Below are 20,969 nucleotides of genomic sequence, written 5' to 3' on the forward strand. Positions count from 1 at the left end.
AGAACACCATGAGTCAAACCGCTGAGAAAACCGAACCCTGCTTCCCCTTGTTCGAGCAGGATGAATACCAGACGCTGTTTCGCAACAAACGCGGGATGGAAGAAGCCCACGACGAGCAGCGCGTGCGCGAGGTCTTCGAGTGGACCACCACCGAAGAATACAAAGAACTGAATTTCAAGCGCGAAGCGCTGACCATCGACCCGGCCAAGGCCTGTCAGCCATTGGGCGCGGTACTCTGCGCACTGGGATTTGCCAATACCTTGCCGTATGTGCACGGCTCGCAAGGGTGTGTGGCCTATTTCCGTACCTATTTCAACCGCCACTTTAAGGAGCCGGTTGCCTGTGTATCGGATTCCATGACGGAAGACGCCGCTGTGTTCGGTGGTAATAACAATATGAACAGCGGGTTACAGAACGCCAGCGCGCTGTATAAGCCCGAGGTGATCGCCGTGTCCACCACTTGTATGGCGGAAGTGATCGGCGACGACTTGCAGGCATTTATCGCCAACGCCAAGAAAGACGGCTTTGTGGATGCAGAGATGCCGATCCCTTATGCCCATACGCCCAGTTTTATCGGCAGCCACATCACCGGTTGGGACAACATGTTTGAAGGCTTCGCCCGCACCTTTACCACTGGCACGGGCCAAAACTACCAGCCCGGCAGCCTGCAACGGCTGAATCTGGTTACTGGGTTTGAAACCTATCTCGGTAACTATCGAGTGATTAAACGGATGATGGCGCAGATGGAGGTGCCGGTCAGTCTGTTGTCCGATCCGTCCGAGGTGCTGGATACCCCGGCCGATGGCCACTACCGCATGTACGCCGGCGGCACATCTCAGCAGGCGATGCGCGAGGCGCCGAACGCCATCGACACGCTGCTGTTGCAGCCGTGGCACCTGATCAAAACCAAAAAAGTGGTGCAGGATGCGTGGCAACAGCCCGCTACCGACGTACCGGTGCCGATGGGGCTGGCGGCTACCGACCAACTGCTGATGACCGTCAGCGAGCTGACCGGCAAACCGATCCCGGATGTCCTGACGTTGGAGCGCGGCCGGTTGGTGGACATGATGCTCGACTCCCACACCTGGCTGCACGGCAAGCGTTTTGGTTTGTACGGCGATCCGGATTTCGTCATGGGGTTGACCCAATTCCTGCTGGAACTGGGCTGCGAGCCTACGGTGATCCTGTGTCACAACGGCAACAAGCGCTGGCAGAAGGCGATGAAGAAAATGCTCGATGCCTCGCCTTACGGGCAGGACAGCGAGGTGTATATCAACTGCGATCTGTGGCATTTCCGTTCGCTGATGTTCACCAACAAACCGGATTTCATGATCGGCAATTCCTACGGCAAGTTCATCCAGCGCGATACGCTGGCGAAGGGCGAGCAGTTTGAAGTGCCGCTGATCCGGCTCGGGTTCCCGCTGTTTGACCGTCACCACCTGCACCGCCAGACCACCTGGGGGTATGAAGGTGCGATGGCGATCCTTACCACGTTGGTGAATGCGGTACTGGAAAAACTGGATCACGACACCATGAAGTTGGGCAAGACCGATTACAACTTCGATCTGATTCGTTAATGCCGAAGACCCCGGCCTGCGCCCTGTATGCCGCTTGCCTGCGACGTGCGCAGGGGGAGTGTTTCTCCCCCTGCGTATTGTTGCTGCGACGGGCAGACGCGACGCCAGTCGGGGGAAACGAAGACATTTTCAGGCCGGGATCCGGCGTCGTCGGTCATGGCGTTGCAAGCGCGATGATCAACGGGGACGGGCCGTCCTGGCCGCTAAGGAGAAAACGATGCCGGTGGTGATTTTTCGTGAGCGCAATGCGCAACTGTACTGCTATATCGCCAAGCTGGATCTGGAAGCGAAAGTAACCGATGTGGAGTTCGACCAGCCGGAGCGCTGGGGCGGCCGGGTCGCGCTGGAAGGGGGGAAGTGTTACTACATCAATCCCCAGGAGGCGAAGCCCGTGTTCCCGGTCAGCCTGCGGGCGACGCGCTCTGAGCTCGGATAAAGGAGAAATGAACATGTCTGACGATGATGTCCTGTTCTGGCGACTGTTCGCGCTGATTCAATGTTTGCCGGAATTGTCGCCGCCGCAACTGCTGAACTGGCTGAGCCAGGATAATGGTGAGACGCTGGATCTGGCGCGGCTGGAGTCGTTTACACAACCGGTGCTGGCGGCGCGTTTCCCGGTCGCGCCGGAGAATATGACCCGCAGCCGCTGGCAGCAGGTGCTGGCGTATCTGCGCGGCAACCTGCCGGAACACCTGACGGTGGCGACGCCGCCGGGGCGGCAGCCGCAATTGCTGGCGGCATTCTCATCGCAGGACGGCATCACCATCAATGGCCACTTCGGCCAGTGCCGCCTGTTTTTTATTTATGGGTTTGACGAGGTGGGTTCCTGGCTGTGCGATTTGCGTCGTTATCCGGCCGAGCCCGGCGATCAGGAGGGCAATGAGGTGCGGGCGGCGCTGTTGAACGGCTGCCATCTGCTGTTTTGCGAAGCGATCGGCGGGCCGGCGGCGGCGCGTATCATCCGCCACAATATCCATCCGATGAAGGTGGCGCCAGGCACCACCATCCAGTCGCAGCGCGACGCCCTGCAGGCACTGCTGGCGGATCGCCTGCCGCCGTGGCTGGCGAAACGGCTGGAAAAAGGCAATCCGCTGGAAGACCGGGTGTTTTAAGGGGGCTATCATCCCGCCGGTCGGCGGGATGACAGTGATCAACGCGGGGCGGTGATGGCCAATTGAGCGCCGTCGTTGAGGTTGAAGAACGTCATGGTGTCGTCCAGATTTTTCGCTTGTTCGTGCAACGAAGCGCTGGCCGACGCAGATTCTTCCACCAACGCGGCGTTTTGTTGGGAAGCTTGTTCCAGCAGGGTGATGGCGGTATGCACCTGTTCGATCCCTTTGGCTTGTTCGCTGGTGGCCATCGAGATATCCACCATGAATTCATTCACTTTTTTGATTTGATCCGTCAATTGCGCCATGTCCTGAATAGACAGGCCGGCGACTTTCTCCCCCTGTGCGATCTCCGACGCGGTTTTTTCAATCAATTCCTTGATTTCACGGGCAGACCCCGCGCTGCGCTGCGCCAGGTTACGCACTTCGGACGCCACCACGGCGAAACCTTTGCCCGCCTCGCCGGCGCGGGCGGCTTCCACCGCCGCGTTCAGCGCCAGAATGTTGGTCTGGAAGGCGATGCTGTCCATGATACTGATGATGTCGTTGATCTTGTTGGAACTGTCGGCGATGTGGCGAATACGGTCGGTCAACTGGCCGAAGTTGCTGGCATTCTTTTCTGCCAGCTCCGCCACCGAGGCCGTTAACGTCATGGCCCGGCCGGTATTGGCGGTGTTTTCCTGTACCGAAACGGTGATCTGCTCCATGCTGGCGGCGGTTTGCTCTACCGATGCCGCCTGTGCTTCGGTGCGGGCGGCGAAATCCTTGTTGGCGGCGGAAATCTGTTCAGCGCCGGCAGCCACCGAGCTGGAGGAATCCCTGACATTCAGCACGATGTTGCGAAACGCCTGCTGCATGTCTTTCAGCGACACCATCAGCCTGCCCATCTCGGTATTGTGTTGCGGCGGAATATCCAGCGTCAGTACACCCTGTTCCATCATGCCGAAATAGGTTCTGACTTTTTGCATTGGGCCTATCACCACGGTACGGATAAATTTCAGCGTGAACAGGCTTAACAGTACGACGATCGTCAGTGCGGTGATGAGGATCTTCACCGTGTGACGGTAGAAGGCCTCGGCATGGTTGATCTCTTCAGTGCCGACATTTTTGGCAACGTTCACGAACTGATTGAGCTTCAGGCGAAAGGTTGCCCCTTTTTCCAGTGCATCCGGCATTAGCCGGTTGTAAAACTGATCGATGTTACGGTCGCGCAGCGTGGCCTGCATCGGCGCGATGGCGTTGTTCATATAGTCATTGAACGTGGCGTCAATCTCGTCACGGAGCGCTTGCCCCTCGGGAGTGACTGCTTTGATGTGGCGCAGTTCCGCCATGGTGGTGTTGGCGGAAGCGATGTAACCATTCAGCCGTTCCAAGCCCGCCTGGATGGTGGCGTTATCCTTTTTATCTTCGATGGCCAGCGCCACGTTGATGCCAGCCAGCCGGGCATTCAACATTTCCGAATAGGCCGAATACAACGGAATGACTTGCCGGCCTTCAATGTCATTCACTTTGATGATGGAAACATTGCTTTGCGCAGATGAATACAGGCTAAAGGTACAAATAGACAGTAATAGCACTACGAATACGCCAATGACGCTATAAAGCCCGTTTTTTATTTTAATTTTCTCTAACATCCTTATTCTCCTTTGGATGGTTGCATTGTCCCTGCCTGCCGTTATGGTTCCTTCCATCCGATGAGTGCGGTGGATCTTGTTCGGCAAAGCAAAAAATCACTTAAACGATGAATTTCGGTCAGACGTGGCATTTTACGCCCGATGGAGGCACAGCCTAATGTTTTTGCCGACGGTGATTGTTGATATAGGTTAACAATAACGCAGAGCCAACCGGCCGAATCGTGCTCACGCTGTGACGAATGCTGCGCGATGTCTCTCCTGTCATTGTCGGGTTTGTCGTAAAGCTGACATATCTATTTCCTTAAAAATCAATCAATAACTGGTGGCCCGCGATTTGCATTTCTCTATACAGGTCAACTGACTGGATGGGGATGACATGAAGGGGAATGAGATTCTGGCGCTGCTCGACGAGCCTGCCTGCGAGCATAACCATAAGCAGAAATCAGGATGTAGCGCACCCAAACCCGGCGCCACCGCCGGCGGCTGCGCCTTTGACGGCGCGCAGATCACACTGTTGCCGTTAGCGGATGTGGCGCATCTGGTGCACGGGCCGATTGGTTGCACCGGCAGCTCCTGGGATAACCGTGGTAGCCAGAGTTCGGGGCCGACCCTCAATCGGTTGGGTTTCACCACCGATCTGAACGAACAAGATGTGATCATGGGGCGCGGTGAACGACGGCTGTTCCATGCGGTGCGGCATATCGTCAGCCGTTACCATCCGGCGGCGGTGTTTATCTACAACACCTGCGTGCCGGCGATGGAGGGCGATGATATCGATGCCGTCTGCCGGGCGGCGTCGGTTGCGGCCGGCGTGCCGGTGATCGCGGTGGACGCGGCAGGGTTCTACGGCAGCAAGAACCTGGGCAACCGGCTGGCGGGTGAGGTGATGGTCAGGCAGGTGATCGGCAGCCGCGAACCGGCGCCCTGGCCGGACGATACGCCGTTTGCGCCGACGCATCGCCACGATATCGGTCTGATCGGGGAGTTCAACATCGCGGGCGAGTTCTGGCACGTTCAGCCGTTGCTGGATGAGCTGGGGATCCGGGTGTTGGGCAGCTTGTCCGGCGACGGCCGCTTTGCTGAAATCCAGACCATGCACCGGGCGCAAGCCAATATGCTGGTGTGCTCCCGGGCGCTGATCAACGTCGCTCGTGCGCTGGAACAGCGTTACGGCACGCCCTGGTTTGAAGGCAGCTTCTATGGTGTGCGCGCCATGTCGGAGGCGCTGCGCCAACTGGCGGCGCTGCTCGACGACGATGACTTGTTGCAACGTACCGAACAGGTGATTGCCCGCGAGGAAGCCGCCGCCGAACGGGCGCTGGCGCCGTATCGCGAACGGCTGCGCGGCCGCAAGGCGCTGTTGTATACCGGCGGCGTGAAATCTTGGTCGGTGGTTTCCGCGCTACAGGATTTGGGCATGACGGTGGTGGCGACCGGCACCCGTAAATCCACCGGAGAAGATAAACAGCGCATCCGCGAACTGATGGGAGACGACGCCATCATGCTGGATGAGGGCAATGCCCGCACGCTGTTGGATGTGGCCTATCGTTACGGCGCGGACATGATGATCGCCGGCGGTCGCAACATGTATACCGCCTACAAGGCGCGGTTGCCGTTTCTGGATATTAATCAGGAGCGGGAACACGCCTTTGCCGGTTATCGCGGCATCGTCACCCTGGCGCAGCAGATTTGCTTAACGTTGGAAAGCCCGATTTGGGCGCAAACCCATCAACGCGCTCCGTGGCAGTAAGGTAAGGAGAGAGGCTATGGCTCAGGTTATTCGCAGTAAAAAACCGCTGGCGACCAGCCCCATCAAGAGCGGCCAGCCGCTGGGGGCGATTCTGGCCAGCCAAGGGATTGAGCAGAGCATTCCGTTGGTGCACGGTGCGCAAGGGTGCAGCGCGTTCGCCAAGGTATTTTTCATTCAGCATTTCCATGATCCGATCCCGCTGCAATCCACCGCGATGGATCCGACCACCACGGTGATGGGATCAGACGACAATATTTTCACCGCGCTCGCCACGCTGTGCCAGCGCAATGCGCCGAAAGCCATTGTGTTGATGAGCACCGGCTTGTCGGAAGCACAGGGCAGCGACCTGTCGCGGGCGGTGAGGCAGTTTCGCGAGGATTATCCGCGCTTCCGAACGGTGGCGATCCTGACGGTGAACACGCCGGATTTTTATGGATCGCTGGAAAATGGTTTCAGCGCGGTGGTGGAAAGCGTGATCCAGCAGTGGGTGCCGGAGAAACCGCCGGCCGGGATGCGTAACCGACGGGTTAACCTGCTGCTCAGCCATTTGCTGAACCCCGGTGATGTGGAGCTGATCCGCAGCTATGTGGAAGCCTTCGGGCTACAGCCGGTGATCCTGCCGGATCTGTCGCAGTCGCTGGACGGCCATCTGGCCAGCGGCGATTTTCATCCTGTGACTCAAGGCGGTAGCGCGTTGCGCAGCATCGAGCAGATGGGGCAAAGCCTCAGCACCATTTGCATCGGCGCCTCTTTCAGCCGCGCCGCTAGCCTGATGGCGATGCGCAGTCGCGGGCTGGCGCTCAATCTGCCGCATCTGATGACGCTGGAGATGGTCGACCGCTTGATCCACCATTTACAGCAACTGGCCGGGCGCGATGTGCCCGCGTGGATCGAGCGCCAGCGCGGCCAATTGCAGGACGCGATGATCGACTGCCACATGTGGGTGCAGGGTGCGCGCTTGGCGCTGGCGGCAGAGGGCGATCTGCTGGTTGCCTGGTGTGATTTCGCGCTTAGCCAGGGCTTGCTGCCCGGCCCGGTGGTGGCGCCGGTGAGCCAGCCGGGGTTGTTGACCCTGCCGGTGGATGAGGTCTTGATCGGCGATCTGGAGGATATGCAGGATCGGTTGTGCGTGACGCCCGCCGATCTGCTGGTCTCCAATTCCCATGCGGCGGATCTGGCCGAGCAGTTCGGCATTCCATTGATTCGCGCCGGATTTCCCATCTTCGATCGGCTGGGGGAGTTCCGGCGCCCTCGTCAGGGGTATGCCGGCATACGGGATACCTTGTTTGAACTGGCGAACCTGATGCAAGAGCGCCATCACCACATGGCGGCGTACCGTTCGCCGCTGCGCCAGCATTTTGCGCCGCAGCCCGCGCCGGAGGTGAACGATGCCGCATGTTAATCGCCATCTCAGCACCATCAGTTCGGCGGTATGGTCGATGAAGGTCGCGTTTGCCAGCTCGGACTATCACCATGTAGACCAGCATTTCGGCGCCACGCCGCGGCTGGTGATCTATGGCGTCAAACAACATGAAGTCACGCTGCTGCATGTGGTGGATTTCAACGTGCAGTACGGCCATCAAGAGGACAAACTCGCCTGTCGTATCGACGCGCTGGAGGATTGCGTCACTCTTTACTGCGTGGCGATTGGCGACACGGTATTCCGTCAGCTCTTGCAAGTGGGGGTGCGGGCGGTGCGCGTACCGGTAGATACGCCGATCGCCCTGTTGTTGCAGCAGATCCAGCAATTCTGGGCCGACACTGAGCAACGGGTCGTGCGCCGCCAGCGTGATCCGGATCGCTTCGCTCGCTTGATCGCCGAACGGGAGTGGAGCGAGGGGGATGACAGGTTGTAAAGACGATGAATATTGCGAGACGGCCGGGGCTGCCGGCCCTTTACAGAGGCAGTCCTATCCGACCTGATTGCTATGCCTTATGAGGGTATCTCTCTCAAAAACACCGTGAAATTCTGCACAAGCCTTGCGCCGTTGGCGCGATACACTATCCTTTTAAACCATGCATCCCTCTATTTTTTATTCGCGTATTGGGCCTTTTACTTTTGCGGCCAATGCGTGGGGGGACGAAGCGTGGATCTGTACCCAGCAGTCTTCGTATTGCACAACGGCGATGGCCAGGACGGGGTTTTTCCTGGTCAGTAACCTCAATAAAGTGAACAGGCTAGCGCGCCGAAGCACCTTTCTTTACTAATTGCATTTCAAGGCATTGTGTTTATGAAAGATGAGATTCTGCACTCCATTGAATGGAATATGACGAAGATTAACGGTTTCCTGGAAAAGATTGTGACGGCACCGCCGCCGGTTGAGCTGAGACGATTAAAGTTCTATCACGGCGTCTATATTGAATCGTTATTTTCCTTAATCGATTACATGGATGAAATGGACGAGAGTATTAGCCGGGAAATAAAATACATCATGCGTAATTTAGGGGATGACAGTTTGTATTATTTTCGGGAACTGCATTACGCCATTGCTCATCGTGGGTTTGATATCAGCACCCATAGCAATATCGTCGAGAATAATGTCAGGCTCATGACGCCTGAATGCGTGTTGAATCGCGATGGGCTTCCTTGCCCACCACCCAAAGAGAGTATCTTGCTGAAATCACTTTTGATTTTTGATATGGCCGTGCGCATTTCCGTATTGCTGAAACTCAGCCAACTGGGTTTCCGTTATGAAAAAGCCCGGGAAGAGGATGAGTATTTTGAAAGTTTTCTGGCGAATATGAATAGTGCCGCGGTTCCCGGATTCGTGAAAGGATTTATCTTTGACCACCGGCGTGAAGTCAGGGAAAAGATTGATTCAAGAGAACTGGAAAGCTCATTAATTATCAGGGTTAAAGAACGGCTATTTCCTGAATCGATGTTGAATATAGTAAAAATATTATATTAAGTCGCCCGGATTTATATTGATTCCGATTGGTAATGATTTTTTCATCAGGGAAAAGAGGTTGGTTCCAATAGCGGGCAGGATTCGCCGGTGTATCCACACCAAACCGGGGCCGTCTTGGCACGGCGTCGGGCCTTCACCATGCCGCAAACACCCATCCGACAAATGTCACCTCTCTGACAAATCCGACATAAACCGCGACATTCGTCGCCATTTTTTCCCCATGGTTGTGGGCTATCCCCTTGAATTAACGCTATTTGTGTGACTGGCATCACATTTGCTCTGTCATGTTTACCCAGTTCATGAAATGCGCGCGGCGCAGTGCGGCACGTCGGTTCAGGCCATTTCAGCCAGTATCGGGACGCCTGCCGGTCAGGATGGCTCGTGTGCCGGCGCTTTTGCCCAGACCGTAGGGAGCAGACGACGATGTGGAATTATTCCGAGAAAGTGAAAGACCATTTTTTTAATCCCCGCAATGCCAAAGTGGTGGAGGAGGCGAACGCGGTGGGCGATGTGGGTTCGCTGAGCTGCGGCGACGCTCTGCGGTTGATGTTGCGCGTCGATCCGACGACGGAAACGATTCTGGATGCAGGTTTTCAGACCTTCGGCTGCGGCAGCGCCATTGCCTCTTCCTCGGCACTGACGGAACTGATCATCGGCCGCACATTGCGTGAGGCCGGACAGGTGACTAACCAACAGATTGCCGACTATCTCGACGGCCTGCCGCCGGAAAAAATGCACTGTTCGGTGATGGGACAAGAGGCGCTGCGGGCGGCGATTGCCCACTACCGCGGCGAATCGCTGGAGGACGATCACGAGGAAGGCGCGCTGATCTGCAAATGTTTCGCGGTGGACGAAGGCCAGATTCGTCGTGCGGTGCTGACCAACGGGCTCACTACGTTGCAGGACGTGATTCACTACACCAAGGCGGGCGGCGGTTGTACCGCCTGCCATGAAAAGATCGAACTGGCGCTGGCGGCGATCCTCAGCGAACAGGCGTCGCAGCCCGATGTTGTCGCGACCACGATCGCCGTGCGGGATCCGCAATGGCAACTGGTGGCGGAAACGGTAGCGGAACTGCGCCCGCATATTCAGGCTGACGGCGGTGATATGTCGTTGCTCAATGTCAGCGGCCATCAGGTGACGGTCAGCCTGTCGGGCAGTTGCAGCGGCTGCATGATGACCGATATGACGCTGGCCTGGCTACAGCAGAAACTGGTGGAACGCACTGGGCGTTATATGGAAGTAGTGGCGGCGTAAGCTGTTGTTGTAAATCAAGATTTCAACGAGGCACTGCACATGAAAAACGTTTATCTGGACAATAACGCCACCACGCGCCTTGATCCGATGGTGCTGGAGGCGATGCTCCCTTTCCTGACCGATTTTTACGGCAACCCGTCGTCAATCCATGATTTCGGTACGCCGTGTCGCGGTGCATTGGAGCGGGCGCGGCAACAGGTGGCGAGCCTGCTTGGCGCCCGCTACGACAGCGAGATCATTTTCACCTCCTGCGCCACGGAGGCGACTTCTACCGCCATCCATTCGGCGGCGGAGCTGATGCCGGAACGGCGCGAAATCATCACCACCGCTGTCGAGCACCCGGCCACGCTGGCGGTGTGCGAACATCTGGAACGCCAGGGATACCTTATCCATCGTCTGAGGGTCTCGCCGGAAGGCGAGCTGGATCTGGCGCAGTACCGTCAACTGCTGAGTGACCGCGTAGCGCTGGTCAGCGTGATGTGGGCCAATAACGAAACCGGGGTGCAGTTCCCGGTACGGGAGATGGCGGCGCTGGCGCATGAATATGGCGCGCTGTTCCACTGCGATGCGGTACAGGCGGTGGGCAAGATCCCGATGGTGCTGTCTGCCACCGAGATCGACATGCTCTCCTGCTCGGCGCACAAGATCCACGGCCCGAAAGGGGTCGGGTGTCTGTATCTGCGGCGCGGTACGCGCTTTCGGCCGTTGCTGCGCGGCGGCCATCAGGAACGCGGGCGCCGCGCCGGCACCGAGAATATCGCCGGGATCGTCGGTATGGGCAGCGCCTGTGAGTTGGCGGAGGTGCATCTGCCGATGATGACGGCATCGGTGGAAACGCTGCGCGATAAGTTACAGGCCGGGCTGGAGCAGGCTATTCCCAGCGTGATGGTGATGGGGGGAAACCAGCCGCGCACGCCGAACACCCTCAACATGGCGTTCGAATTTATCGAAGGCGAGGCCATTCTGCTGTTGCTGAATCATGCCGGCATCGCCGCCTCCAGCGGCAGCGCCTGCACATCGGGCTCGCTGGAGCCGTCCCATGTGATGCGGGCGATGAACATTCCCTACACCGCAGCGCACGGCAGTATCCGTTTCTCGTTGTCCCGTTATACCCGTGAGAAGGAAATCGACTATGTGATCGCGCAGTTGCCGCCGATCATCGCACGCTTGCGTACTTTGTCGCCCTACTGGCAGCAGGGGAAACCGCTGGCGGCGTCCGGCGCGGATTTCACCCCGACTTATGGCTGACGGAGGCTGGCGATGGTGGACGTAATCATCAATGACACCACCCTGCGCGACGGCGAGCAGAGCCCTGGGGTGGCGTTTCGCGCCAGCGAGAAACTGGCGATTGCCGAAGCGCTGGCCGAAGCGGGCGTCCCGGCGCTGGAGATAGGCACGCCGGCGATGGGCGGTGAAGAACGGGCGCGCATTGCGGTGGTGCGGCGTCGTCTGCCGGCCACGGTGATGATGACCTGGTGCCGCATGAACGAACTGGAGATTCGCCAAAGCGCCGATCTGGGCATGGACTGGGTGGATATCTCCATCCCGGCCTCCGATCGGCTGCGGCAGCAGAAACTGCATCAGCCGCTGGCGGCGCTGTTGCCGAGGCTATCGGCGCTGATCATGCTGGCACGTGAGCTTGGTATGCGGGTGTGTATCGGGTGCGAGGATGCCTCCCGCGCGCAGGACGATACCCTGCGGCAACTGGCGGAAGCCGCTGGTGCGGCGGGGGCGGAGCGGCTGCGTTTTGCCGATACCATCGGCCTGCTCGACCCTTTCGCCACTTTCGAACGCATCAGCACGTTGCGCCAGTATTGGTCGGGCGAGATTGAGATGCACGCCCATAACGATTTGGGGCTGGCGACCGCCAACACACTGGCGGCAGTGCACGCCGGCGCAACGCACGTCAACACCACGGTGCTCGGCCTGGGAGAGCGGGCGGGTAATGCCGCGCTGGAAACCGTGGCGCTGGCGCTGCAACGTTGTTTGGGCAAGGCGTGCGGCATCCGCTTCGAGCGGCTGCCCGACCTGTGCCGCCAGGTGGCGCAGGCGGCGCAGCGTACTATCGATATACAGCAGCCGCTGGTGGGGGAGCAGGTGTTTACCCACGAATCCGGCGTGCATGTGGCGGCGCTGTTGCAAGACCGCAGCAGCTATCAGGGCATCGATCCGGCGCTGATGGGGCGGGATTTCCGGTTGGTGCTGGGCAAACATTCGGGGCGGCAGGCGGTGGGGGGGATTTTCGCCCAGTTGGGTTATCTGCTGGACGCGCCGCAGACCGATATGTTGCTGATGGCGGTACGGCGGTTTGCGGAGCATTGGAAACGCAACCCGCGCGACTACGAGCTGGTGGCGATTTACCAGGATTTGTACGGCAGCGATACGCTGCGCTGTCAGGGGGGATAATGTTATGGAGTGGTTCTATCGCCTGCCCGGCGTGAGCAGTCTGGATTCCGCCGAAGCGTTTTTCACCTTTTTTTCCGTCCCTTACGATCCGGCGACACTCAGCGCCCGCTGCTTGCCGGTGTTGAGCGAGTTCCACCGTCGCTTGCGTACTGCGGTGCCGCTGCGTAATAGCCTGGAGTGCGATACCAACGCCGATTGGCAACTGGCGCGGCGCCTGCTGGCGGAAAGCTATCGCAGCCTGACGGCGGAGGCGGCGTCATGAGGCCGCGTTTCACCTTCGGCGCTGAGGTACGGGTGGTGCGGACGATCCGCAACGACGGCACCATGGCCGGTATGCGGCGCGGCGATCTGCTGGTGCGGCGCGGCAGCGTCGGTTATGTGCGGGAGTGGGGCGTCTTTTTGCAGGATCAGGTGATCTATCAGGTGCATTTTCTGGACACCGACCGCACCGTGGGCTGCCGCGAGCAGGAGTTGATCGCCGCTGACGCCCCCTGGTCGGCGGGCGATTTTCAGTATGGCGACTGGATTTACAGCGCTCACGCGCTGTCGATTGCGGGCGAAGTGGTGGTCGACGCCGGGCAAAGTGGTCAGATCCAGGCCACCGGGCAAGGGCCGCAGGGGGATTGCTACACGGTGATGTTCGGCGAGCGCTGGTTTCAGGTGCCGGCCTCGGCGCTGGCCTTGGCGGAGGATGTGTGATGGAGTCGTCCGCCTGGCGGCGTTTCAGCCGTCTTCGTCTGGCGCAGGCGCGCTTTCACTGTCTGCCGGACGCTTTGCCGCCGCAGCATCAGGACGACTTTCAGCGTCAGCTGGCGCGGCAGTGTCGGCTGGAGCAGGCGGTGGTCGAGGCGGCGCGATGCCAGCCGCTGGCAGTGACCGACGATATGTTGCAATTGATTGAGCAGCAACTGGCGGAGCCGCTGGCGCAGGCCGATTTTGCGCCTGAGGAGCGGCAGGCGGTGATTCGCCATCACGCCCTGATGGAACTGCAACTGACCTGGGTGGCGGCCCAGGCGGCCGCGCCTACCGGGCAGGACGTGGTGCTGTGGTACCGGCAGCATGCCGATCGTTTCCTGCGGCCGGAACAGCGGCTGACCCATCATCTGCTGCTGACGGCTGAGGATGAGCGGACGGCGACGCTGGTGCGGGCGCAGATACGGGGTTTCCATCGTACATTGTGCCGCGAACCGGCGCAGTTTGAGCGGTTGGCACGCCGCTATTCGCATTGCCCCAGCGCGCTGGAAGGCGGGCTGTTGGGCTGGGTGAGCCGTGGTCTGCTGTTCAGCGAGCTGGAGCAAAGCTTGTTTATGCTGCGGGAAGGGCAGGTGAGCGAGCCTGTCGAAACGGAAATCGGCTGGCATCTGTTGTGGTGCGAGACGATCCGCCCGGAAGCGCCGTTGCCGGAAAGCGAAGCCCTGCCGAAAGCCAGCGATTATCTGTTGCGCCAGCGTCAACGGCAGCAGCAACGTCAGTGGCTGGCGACGCTACTGGCGGACGAAAGCCCGGTCAGCGGCGAGACGTCAGTACCGGAATAAGCGTGTGCTGCGTCCCGTCCCGGTTGCGGAAACCTGCGGCGGTGGGCAAAAAACGGCGGGGATCGGCCGTGCAACACGTCGCACCGCGCGGTGGGAACCGCCTCAGGCCAGCGTCACCTGCATCACCATGTATTCGATGTCGGCTTTTAGCGTGACCGGGCCGGCGGCGACAAAACCGAAACGGGCATAGAACGGGCTGGCGCTCAGCCGGGCGTTGAGCGTTACGCGGCGGATCCCCCGTTCTCTCATGCTTTCCAGTGCATGTGCCATCAGCAGGCTGCCGTAGCCCTGCCGCTGGTCATCATGGTCGGTGGCGAATTTTCTGATCTGGCAGACGCCATCACTCACATCAAACACCGAGAGGCAACTGATCAGCGCGTCATCCCGATAGACGCCGTAGTGCTGCGCCTGCTCGTCGCCTTCGACCCGCGAGTAAGCGGGTTCATATTGCGGCCAGAGTACCTTGTGGCGCAGCCACAGGCAGTCGTCGAGAGTGATAGTGCGGATTGCGGTCGTCATGGGAGTCTCCGTACAAAGGGGAATGCTATCGGTGCCATGACTATGACCAAAAAACGGCGGGCGGGAAAGATGTGCGCAACCCCGTCCCCAGCCAGTCCGGGGACGAGGCAGCGGTTTACACAATGGCTGGTTTGATCTGCGCCAGCCAGTTTTCCACCCGTTCTTCCGTCAGATCGAACTGATTGTCCTGATCCAGCACCAGACCGACGAACTGGTCATCCACCAGTGCGGCGGAGGTATTGAACTCATAACCGCTGTTGGGCCAGGCGCCGATGACCTTGGCGCCGCAGTCGGTGACTACGTCGTATAGGGGCTTCAGACCGCTGGCGAAATTATCCGGGTAGCCTCTCTGGTCTCCCAGCCCGAACAGCGCCACGGTTTTGTCGCCGAGATCGGCGCTGGCCAGCGTATCCATGAACTCCTGCCAGGATTCGCTCTCGCAACCGGCTTCGAACCCCGGCAACTGACCGTCGCCCAGCGTAGGGGTACCCAGCAATAACACCGGATAGGACAAAAAAGCATCCAGCGTCGTGCGATTGATGTTGACCGGCGCGTCCGCCATGTCTCCCAGTTTTTGATGGATCATTTTGGCGATCTTGCGGGTCTTGCCCGTATCGGTGCCAAAGAAAATACCAATGTTCGCCATAACACACTCCTGACAACCCATAAAAAAGGACATCGCCGCCTCATGAGAGAAGGCGCCTGACGGAATTATTGCGAATGCCATGCCAGTTTTTTTGTTGATTCTTTGCACAGTCATGGCGCGGAATTGCACTATTGCTGTGCTTTTTTTGTGCGTGCACCACGCGAGAAATGCCTCGCGATCGCCTGTTTGACAGGGGTGGAGACGATTTTGGCGCTAAAACAGGGATCAGGATCAATGTTTAATTGGGTTAAACAATAAAGGGTGTAGTGTTTGCATGGTTATTTCCCACCGGCGGATGGCCGGAATGGCTGTCGGCGGCGTGGCACAAATTGTCGCGAATCCGACAGAACAGTCGCTGTTTTGTGGGGAGCCACCTGAATGACCATGAATCTGATGACGGAGTCGTTTCCGCTGGGAGAGATTGCCAGCCACTTATCGCGTCAGCATCCGTCGCTGTTTTCCACCGTGGTGGAGCAGTCTTCCGTGGCGATCTCGCTGACCGATCCCCAGGCGCGCATCGTTTATACCAATCCGGCGTTCTGCCGCCTGACCGGGTATAACCTGCCGCAGCTGCTGGGGCAGAATCACCGTATCCTCGCCAGCCAGCAGACGCCGGTCGAGGTCTATCAGGATATGTGGCAGATGCTGCTGTCGGGGCGCGCTTGGCGCGGGCAGCTGATCAATCGCCGTCGCGACGGCAGCCTTTATCTGGCGGAGATCGACATTACGCCGATCGTCAATTCCCACGGCGAGCTGGAGCACTATCTGGCGATGCACAAGGACATCAGTGCCAGCTATGCGCTGGAGCAGCGGTTACGTAATCACATGACGCTGATCACCGCGGTGCTCAACAACATTCCGGCGGCGGTGGTGGTGGTGGACGGCAAGGACCAGGTGATCATGGATAACCTGGCCTACAAAACCCTGTGCGCGGACTGCGGCGGCAAGGAACTGCTGGCGGTGCTGGATTACCCGAATAATAAGGCGCAGTTGCGGGATGGCCTTCCGATGCCGGTGATGATGCGCGGCGTGGTGCGCTGGTTAACGCTGGGGTACTGGGCGCTGCCCGGCGTCAGCGAAGAGGCCAGCCGCTATTTCACCGACGCCGCGCTGCCGCGCACGTTGATCGTCATTACCGATTGCACGGAGCTACAGCAACAACAGCAGCAGGGGCGGCTAGACCGCCTCAAGCAGCAGATGACCAACGGTAAACTGCTGGCGGCGATCCGCGAATCGCTGGATGCGGCGCTGATCCAGCTTAACTGCCCGCTCAATATGCTGGCGGCGGCGCGGCGGCTGAACGGCGAGGATCGCAGCAACGTGGCGCTGGAGTCCGCCTGGCGGGAAGGCGAGGAGGCGGTGGCGCGTCTACAGGCGTGCCGGCCGTCGCTGGAGTTCGAAGTCGCCGGGTATTGGCCGATGCAGGCGCTGTTGGACGATCTGGCGGCGTTGTACCACACCCGCCTGACGACGAACGACCGTCTGTGTTGCGAACTGGCCGAGCCGGAGCTGATGGGCTTCGGGCAGCGCACGCAGGTGCTGGCCTGTCTGAGTTTGTGGCTGGATCGCACGCTGTCGCTGGCGGCGGAGATTCAGCCTTTTCATCTGGATATTCAGCTTTACGTCCGGGAAGAGAACGACTGGCTGATGCTCTATCTGGAAGATAACGTTCCCCTGGCGCAGGTGCGTTACGTTGCGCCTCCTTCGGCGCTTCACACGCCGGGCAAGGGGATGGAGCTGCGTCTGATTCAGACGCTGGTCGCCCATCATCAGGGGGCGATCGATTTGACCTCCCGCCCAGGCGGCGGTACCTGTCTGACCCTGCGTTTCCCTCTCTTTTTATCACTGACAGGAGGCTCAAAATGACCCATTTACCCGAGGCGGGCAAAGTCGTATGGCGTTTTGATTTGTCTCAGCAATTTACCGCCGTGCAGCGTATCAGCGCGGCCCTGGGCCGCTCGACGGAGGTGCGTCAGGCGTTGCAGGCGGTATTGCGGGCCTTGCATGACGACGCCTTTATGCAGCACGGCATGATTTGCCTGTACGACAAACAGCGCGGGGCGCTGACCGTGGAGGCGCTGCATACGGAAGACGAACAGACGACCGCCAGCGGCAGCCAGATTCGTTATCGCCCGGGAGAAGGGCTGGTGGGTACGGTGATGGCGCAGTGCCAGCCGCTGGTGTTGCCGCGGGTGGCGGATGATCAGCGTTTTCTCGATCGTCTTGGCCTGTATGATTACAACCTGCCGTTTATTGCGGTGCCATTGATGGGGCTCGATCCCCATCCTATCGGCGTATTGGCGGCACAGCCGATGGCGCGCTACGAAGAGCGCCTGCCGTCGTGCACCCGTTTTCTGGAAACCGTCGCCAATCTGGTGGCGCAAACGGTACGGCTGATGCAGCCGAGCAGGCGCGAGGCGGATACGTCGGTACCGGCGGCGCGCCCTGTCGCCTGCAAAATGCCGCGGCCGTTCGGCTTCGAAAATATGGTGGGTAAGAGCCCGGCGATGCGCCAGACCATGGAGATTATCCGCCAGGTCTCGCGCTGGGATACCACCGTGCTGGTGCGTGGAGAAAGCGGTACCGGTAAGGAACTGGTGGCCAACGCTATTCATTACAACTCACCGCGCACCGACGCGCCGTTTGTGAAATTCAATTGTGCCGCCCTGCCGGATAACCTGCTGGAAAGCGAACTGTTCGGGCATGAGAAGGGCGCGTTCACCGGTGCGGTGCGCCAGCGTAAAGGGCGTTTCGAACTGGCGGACGGCGGCACGCTGTTTCTGGATGAGATCGGCGAAAGCAGCGCATCGTTTCAGGCTAAATTGTTGAGGATTTTGCAGGAAGGCGAGATGGAACGGGTGGGCGGCGACGAAACCATACGAGTGGATGTGCGCATTGTGGCCGCCACCAACCGTAATCTGGAAGAGGAAGTGCGGGCCGGTAATTTCCGGGAAGACCTGTATTACCGTCTGAACGTGATGCCGGTATCGCTACCGCCGTTGCGGGAGCGTCAGGAGGATATCGCCGAACTGGCGCAGTTTCTGGTGCGGAAGATTGCCCTGCATCAGGGGCGGCAGCTACGCATCAGCGACGGTGCCATCCGTATGCTGATGAGTTACAACTGGCCGGGCAATGTGCGGGAGCTGGAGAACTGCCTGGAGCGTTCGGCGGTGATGTCGGAAAGTGGGTTGATCGATCGCGACGTTATTCTGTTCAACCACCATGAAACGACGCCGAAGATCAGCAAAAGTGTTGCGCCGACGCCGTCTCAGGAAGAGGGTTGGCTCGATCAAAATCTGGATGAGCGCCAGCGGCTGATCGCCGCGCTGGAGAAAACCGGCTGGGTGCAGGCCAAAGCGGCCCGCTTGCTGGGGATGACACCGCGCCAGGTGGCCTATCGCATCCAGATTATGGACATTAATATGCACCGACTGTAGACAGACAAAGGCGGCGAGCGCCGCCTTTGTCGAGCTTACGACCCACGCGCCGTGAGCACCGTTGCAGCAATAAATGCGAGCAGTGTGACGGCCAGGATTGTGATATATGACACATTGTCGCGCCAATGCCGCAATGCTGACAAAAACCCCAACGGTATTTATTCCTATCCTTATGTTTTTTATCAATTAAATTTTATCGTCCAACGGTATGGGGTTTGCACCTGATGAATTATGACTCCGTAACCGTAGGCGATAATCATGACATCCTGCTCTTCCGCCGGAGGCGCTGCGCGCTGCCGGGCCACCCATACCGAACAGTTCACGTCGCTACAAGCCAGCAAAGTGGCGCATCACCCGTGCTATTCCGCCAGCGGTCATCATCATTATGCCCGTATGCATCTGGCGGTGGCGCCGGCCTGCAACCTGCAATGTAACTACTGCAACCGTAAATATGACTGTAGCAACGAGTCGCGCCCCGGCGTGGTGTCGGAGCTGTTGACGCCGGAACAGGCGGCGGCCAAAGCCCGTCAGGTGGCGGCGGCGATCCCGCAGTTGTCGGTGGTGGGCATCGCCGGCCCCGGCGATCCGCTGGCGAACATGGGACGCACGTTTAACACACTGGAACTGCTGCGTAACCAATTGCCGGATCTGAAATTATGTTTGTCTACTAACGGTCTGATGCTGCCGGACGCAGTGGATCGGTTGCTGGATGTCGGCGTGGATCACGTTACGGTGACGCTCAATACGCTTGATCCCGATGAAGCGGCGCGGATCTATGCCTGGCTGTGGCTGGACGGTGAACGCTACACCGGTCGCGAGGCGGGAGAGATGCTGCTGGCGCGTCAGCAGGAAGGGATCCGGCGCCTGACGGAGAAGGGGGTGTTGGTGAAGATCAACTCCGTGTTGATCCCTGGCATTAACGATCGTTCACTGCTGCAGGTGAGCGAGAAAGCGCGGGAGTGGGGCGCATTTTTGCACAACATCATGCCGCTGATCGCCCGGCCGGAACATGGCACGGTGTTTGGCCTGAACGGGCAGCCTGAGCCGGATGCGGATTTTCTGGCGGAGGTGCGCGGCCGTTGCGCGGTGGCGATGCCGCAGATGTCCCACTGCCAGCAGTGCCGGGCGGATGCCATCGGCATGCTGGGCGAAGATCGCAGCCAGCAGTTCCCGCTGTCGGCGTTGCCCGCACAGCCCCAGCCTTATCTGCCGTTGTTGCATCAACGCGCCCGGCTGCACGCCAGCATCGCCTCGCGCGGCGAATCCGACGAGCCGCAAGCCTGTCTGGTGGCGGTGGCGTCATCGCGCGGCGATGTCATTGACTGTCACTTCGGCCATGTCGAACGCTTTCAGATCTACAGCCTGTCGGCGGCGGGGGTGGTGCTGGTGAATGAACGTTTTGCGCCGAAATACTGCCACGGCAGCGATGATTGCGCGCCCGCCGACGGCGACGATCGTATGGCGGCGATGCTGGCATTGCTGTCGGATGTGAAAGCGGTGTTCTGCGCCCGTATCGGCTACGCGCCCTGGCAAAAGCTGGAACAGCATGGCATTCAACCCTGTGTCGAAGGCGCATGGCAAGGCGTGCACGATGTGCTGTCCCGCTGGTGGCAACAGCACCGGCAACAGATGGTGTCCGACGACCGGGAAAAAGGAGTGGCCTGATGGGAGAAACAGAGCGGTGGCTGCGGCGCCTGCTAACGTTGCATGATGCCGGCGCGGCCTGCTTTCCGCGGCAGATGGGACTGGCGACGTCGGACTGGCGGGATTTGCTGTGGCGGCTCGACTGGCCACCGCCGCTGGCCGACGCGGCGCGGGATCAGCGGCAAACACTGATGAGCGAATTGCAGGCAGGCAGGCAGGAAGAGCGGGAACAACTGGCGGGCTGGCTGCGCCAGCATATGGCGGCCGGCGCCGCGCCGATGCACCTGATCATCGCCAGCGCTTCGTTGGGGTTTAACCACCTGTGGCAGGATTTGGGGCTGGATTCCCGGGCGGAGCTGCGGGATCTGATGACCGACTGTTTTCCGGCGCTGGTGGCGATGAATAGCCAGAATATGCGCTGGAAAAAATTTTTCTATCGTCAGCGCTGCCTGCATAACGACGGTGAGTTGGTATGCCGTTCCCCCAGTTGTGACGATTGTTGCGAGTGGTCGCATTGCTTTGCCCCGGAGGTGTGACGGCGCTGTG

The 20,969-nt window shown here is 59.5% G+C and carries 20 protein-coding genes; 17 read left to right on the top strand and 3 right to left on the bottom strand.

The window, feature by feature from the left end; genetic code table 11:
• The first annotated feature begins 8 nt into the window (after positions 1–8).
• From nifK to HEP82_RS09250, 3 genes are all read left to right on the top strand, one after another.
• Positions 9–1,577, top strand: coding sequence for a nitrogenase molybdenum-iron protein subunit beta (gene nifK, locus HEP82_RS09240; protein ID WP_192457812.1), 1,569 nt, complete (start codon positions 9–11; stop codon positions 1,575–1,577).
• A gap of 217 nt (positions 1,578–1,794) precedes the next feature.
• On the top strand, positions 1,795–2,013 hold the full coding sequence (gene nifT, locus HEP82_RS09245; protein ID WP_012764124.1) for a putative nitrogen fixation protein NifT: 219 nt from the start codon (positions 1,795–1,797) through the stop codon (positions 2,011–2,013).
• A gap of 13 nt (positions 2,014–2,026) precedes the next feature.
• Positions 2,027–2,689: a NifB/NifX family molybdenum-iron cluster-binding protein gene (locus HEP82_RS09250; RefSeq protein WP_192457813.1), complete on the top strand. Its 663-nt coding sequence runs from the start codon at positions 2,027–2,029 to the stop codon at positions 2,687–2,689.
• Between the two features lie 38 nt (positions 2,690–2,727).
• Here HEP82_RS09250 and HEP82_RS09255 read toward each other — a convergent pair whose 3' ends face one another.
• A complete protein-coding gene (locus HEP82_RS09255; RefSeq protein ID WP_192457814.1) occupies positions 2,728–4,320 on the bottom strand; it encodes a methyl-accepting chemotaxis protein in 1,593 nt (530 codons plus the stop codon).
• Between the two features lie 376 nt (positions 4,321–4,696).
• On the opposite strand from HEP82_RS09255, the gene nifE reads away from it, so the two are divergent.
• The 10 genes from nifE (at position 4,697) to nifM (ending at position 14,177) form a co-directional block, all read left to right on the top strand.
• Entirely contained in the window at positions 4,697–6,070 is a 1,374-nt protein-coding gene (gene nifE / locus HEP82_RS09260; protein ID WP_192457815.1) for a nitrogenase iron-molybdenum cofactor biosynthesis protein NifE, read from the top strand.
• A 16-nt stretch (positions 6,071–6,086) separates the two neighbouring features.
• Positions 6,087–7,472, top strand: a complete 1,386-nt coding sequence (nifN, locus tag HEP82_RS09265) for a nitrogenase iron-molybdenum cofactor biosynthesis protein NifN (RefSeq protein ID WP_192457816.1) — start codon at positions 6,087–6,089, stop codon at positions 7,470–7,472.
• Complete coding sequence (locus HEP82_RS09270) at positions 7,459–7,926, top strand: NifB/NifX family molybdenum-iron cluster-binding protein (RefSeq protein WP_012764129.1); 468 nt, start codon at positions 7,459–7,461, stop codon at positions 7,924–7,926. The genes nifN and HEP82_RS09270 overlap by 14 nt, the downstream gene beginning before the upstream one ends.
• 375 nt (positions 7,927–8,301) lie before the next feature.
• Positions 8,302–8,979, top strand: coding sequence for a hypothetical protein (locus HEP82_RS09275; protein ID WP_192457817.1), 678 nt, complete (start codon positions 8,302–8,304; stop codon positions 8,977–8,979).
• A gap of 423 nt (positions 8,980–9,402) precedes the next feature.
• Positions 9,403–10,236, top strand: coding sequence for a Fe-S cluster assembly protein NifU (nifU, locus tag HEP82_RS09280; RefSeq protein WP_192457818.1), 834 nt, complete (start codon positions 9,403–9,405; stop codon positions 10,234–10,236).
• 39 nt (positions 10,237–10,275) lie between these two features.
• Complete coding sequence (gene nifS / locus HEP82_RS09285) at positions 10,276–11,484, top strand: cysteine desulfurase NifS (RefSeq protein WP_192457819.1); 1,209 nt, start codon at positions 10,276–10,278, stop codon at positions 11,482–11,484.
• Between the two features lie 12 nt (positions 11,485–11,496).
• Positions 11,497–12,642 carry a homocitrate synthase gene (gene nifV, locus HEP82_RS09290; RefSeq protein ID WP_192457820.1) on the top strand — a complete coding sequence of 382 codons (1,146 nt, stop codon included), beginning with the start codon at positions 11,497–11,499 and terminating at the stop codon, positions 12,640–12,642.
• Between the two features lie 4 nt (positions 12,643–12,646).
• The gene (locus HEP82_RS09295) at positions 12,647–12,904 is read left to right on the top strand and encodes a nitrogenase-stabilizing/protective protein NifW (protein ID WP_012764136.1); all 258 of its coding nucleotides are present in this window, start codon (positions 12,647–12,649) and stop codon (positions 12,902–12,904) included.
• Positions 12,901–13,341, top strand: coding sequence for a nitrogen fixation protein NifZ (locus HEP82_RS09300; protein WP_192457821.1), 441 nt, complete (start codon positions 12,901–12,903; stop codon positions 13,339–13,341). Before HEP82_RS09295 ends, HEP82_RS09300 begins: the two co-directional genes overlap by 4 nt.
• A complete protein-coding gene (gene nifM, locus HEP82_RS09305; RefSeq protein WP_225622405.1) occupies positions 13,341–14,177 on the top strand; it encodes a nitrogen fixation protein NifM in 837 nt (278 codons plus the stop codon). Before HEP82_RS09300 ends, nifM begins: the two co-directional genes overlap by 1 nt.
• 102 nt (positions 14,178–14,279) lie before the next feature.
• Here the strand turns inward: nifM and HEP82_RS09310 are convergent, their stop codons facing one another.
• Entirely contained in the window at positions 14,280–14,696 is a 417-nt protein-coding gene (locus HEP82_RS09310) for a GNAT family N-acetyltransferase (protein ID WP_192457823.1), read from the bottom strand.
• Between the two features lie 115 nt (positions 14,697–14,811).
• Positions 14,812–15,342 (bottom strand): flavodoxin, encoded by a 531-nt coding sequence (locus HEP82_RS09315; protein WP_192457824.1) that lies wholly within the window; start codon positions 15,340–15,342, stop codon positions 14,812–14,814.
• A gap of 378 nt (positions 15,343–15,720) precedes the next feature.
• Between HEP82_RS09315 and nifL the strand changes: the two genes are divergently transcribed.
• From nifL to HEP82_RS09335, 4 genes are all read left to right on the top strand, one after another.
• Positions 15,721–17,208, top strand: a complete 1,488-nt coding sequence (nifL, locus tag HEP82_RS09320; protein WP_192457825.1) for a nitrogen fixation negative regulator NifL — start codon at positions 15,721–15,723, stop codon at positions 17,206–17,208.
• Positions 17,205–18,779 (top strand): nif-specific transcriptional activator NifA, encoded by a 1,575-nt coding sequence (gene nifA, locus HEP82_RS09325; protein WP_192457826.1) that lies wholly within the window; start codon positions 17,205–17,207, stop codon positions 18,777–18,779. The genes nifL and nifA overlap by 4 nt, the downstream gene beginning before the upstream one ends.
• A gap of 258 nt (positions 18,780–19,037) precedes the next feature.
• On the top strand, positions 19,038–20,444 hold the full coding sequence (gene nifB, locus HEP82_RS09330; protein WP_192457827.1) for a nitrogenase cofactor biosynthesis protein NifB: 1,407 nt from the start codon (positions 19,038–19,040) through the stop codon (positions 20,442–20,444).
• Entirely contained in the window at positions 20,444–20,959 is a 516-nt protein-coding gene (locus HEP82_RS09335; RefSeq protein ID WP_192457828.1) for a nitrogen fixation protein NifQ, read from the top strand. Before nifB ends, HEP82_RS09335 begins: the two co-directional genes overlap by 1 nt.
• Positions 20,960–20,969: the final 10 nt, after the last annotated feature.

The sequence above is a fragment of the Musicola keenii genome, from assembly GCF_014855505.1.
GTDB lineage: Bacteria > Pseudomonadota > Gammaproteobacteria > Enterobacterales > Enterobacteriaceae > Musicola > Musicola paradisiaca.